This is a genomic window from Sphingomonas sp. EU05-FHT14C10, from assembly GCF_058790595.1.
Genome location: NZ_JBYTEN010000048.1, coordinates 1 through 1518, shown reverse-complemented (window position 1 = coordinate 1518; position 1518 = coordinate 1). Strand labels below are relative to the sequence as shown.

The following is a 1518-nucleotide window of genomic DNA, read 5'->3' as shown; positions in this document are numbered from 1 at the left end:
CAGATATACGCTCTCATGACTGCCATCTGAGACGCTGGCCGAGTTTACTCCTCCGCTGACATCAACGCCAGCGACTGTTTGAACCTTGGCGGGTGTGCCGCGGACTCCTGATCGACGACGATTGATCAAGCTCTCATCCGCGGATTGGTCACCGCACTACCCGTATCCGTCGCTGGGCCTATCCTCCGTCTAAGCTCGGGCATCGGACGAACCTGCCCCACCGTACACCGTGGATTGCCCATCACAGTCGGGTGCCCGCGGCACGCCGGCCAAGGCTATACAGCTAGTGAGCTGGCGCCTCCTCTTACTGTCGCCACAGGCGAAATCAGTTGGCCATCGCAGGTGCCATCCGGCGTGCGATATCCCAGGCATAGCCGACCAATTCGCGCGCGATCGCGGTCGTCACCTTCGGCTGCGGCTTGCCGGTCGCCGACAAGCGACGGAAACGCTGACACAGTCGCACCTGCGCTTTCCAGCCGATCGCTTGAACGTCCTCAGGCAGATCTGCGACGCGTTCCCGGTAGCGGCGCTCCTCGCGCGCCGGCAGCCGGTACGACCAGCCCGCTTCCACGAGCGTGGTGCGTGCCTGCGCGTTCCCAGCTCGAGTGATACGGCCGCGATGGGTGCGCGCGCCACTGGAATGCTCGGACGGCACGAGGCCGACATACGCCATCAGCTGCTTGGGATTATCGAAGCGAGTGAGGTCACCGATTTCAGCCACCAGCGTGGCAGCGCTAACCAGCTGGATGCCACGCAGGGCTTGAAGTCCGCGCACCAACGGCGCGAAATGCCACGACGCTACCGCCTCGCCGAGCGCGGACTCGAGACGGATAACGCGGGCCTGTGCCTCCAGCACCCGCTTCTGAAGCTCCTCAAACGCCAGCTGCTGATGCGGATAATCAAAGCGCTGTTCCGATAGCCATCGCCAATACATCTTTGTCCATGCAGACCGTCCTCCGAAGCGGCGATCGTGTCGAAGCAGGAAGCTGCGGACGGTCTGTTTGGCTGCGGTCGCATCTTCCTGCGCACTGCGCCGGGCACGGATTAGGTCGCGCACTGCCTCGTGTGCCTCATCCGGTACCCAGATCGCTGTCAGTTCTCCCGCCCGCAAAAGGCGCGCCAACGTCATCGCGTCTCGCCGATCCGTCTTTACGTGGTCGCCCGGCCGCCTCGGCATCATCGACGGTGCGATCACGATGCACGGCTGCCCGAGCTTGATCAGCAACCGTTGCAACCCGTAGCCACAAGGCCCAGCCTCGTAGCAGAAGCTCAGCGTCGCGCCTGGTGCTGCCAGTCGCTTGACCAGCTTTCTAACCTCATCATCATCGTTGGCTACGGTACCGAAAAAGCGGACCTCGCCCCCGCGTTCGCCCTCGGCAACCGCGACCGCGATGGTCGCCTTATGCACATCCAGCCCAACATACTTCGTCATATCCGTCATGACTCGCCTCCGTTGCTGACAACTCCATCGCCAACATCTCAGAGCCGCAAAGGCTTCCGGCAGTCATCGGGTCTAAG

1 protein-coding gene is annotated in these 1518 nt (G+C 62.8%); it reads right to left on the bottom strand.

From position 1 onward, the window contains the following. Positions 1-325 precede the first annotated feature (325 nt). Complete coding sequence (locus AC3WT0_RS19830) at positions 326-1441, bottom strand: IS110 family RNA-guided transposase (RefSeq protein ID WP_492755120.1); 1116 nt, start codon at positions 1439-1441, stop codon at positions 326-328. Between the last annotated feature and the right edge of the window lie 77 nt (positions 1442-1518).